Raw genomic sequence first — 370 nt, forward strand, 5'->3', positions numbered from 1 at the left:
TTGTCGTCGTTCCTGACCGGCGGGGATCGTGAGCCGGCCAGGTCGCTGGTGCAGGCCGCCGCCCAGGTAGAGGCCATACTGGGCCCACCCCCTGTCAAGGCAGCCGATTGCACCCCCCGGTCCGTGGCGGCGTTGCGGGCGCTGCAAACCCGCTCCGGCAGCGATAACGGCCTCTACGGTCTGCGACCCGTCGACTCCGGTCAGCGACCCGTCGACGAAGCCGCCGCACTGCTGAGCACCCCCGACACCCCAGCCTTCTTCGGCACCCCCCGCACCGCGCACATCCTGCACGACCTCCGCCCCGGCGCGGCAACCCTCGCGTGGGGACGCCAGCCCGGCGAGGACGCGCACATGGTCGTGATCGAACGCG

The 370-nt window shown here is 72.2% G+C and carries 1 protein-coding gene; it reads left to right on the top strand.

Annotated elements, in window-relative coordinates:
* Positions 1 to 123: 123 nt before the first annotated feature.
* Positions 124 to 370, top strand: a 247-nt coding sequence (locus tag QSK31_RS48620; protein ID WP_285692015.1) for a hypothetical protein, incomplete at its 3' end; no start/stop codon positions are given.

This window comes from Actinoplanes sp. NBRC 103695 (genome assembly GCF_030269485.1).
Classification (GTDB): Bacteria; Actinomycetota; Actinomycetes; order Mycobacteriales; family Micromonosporaceae; genus Actinoplanes.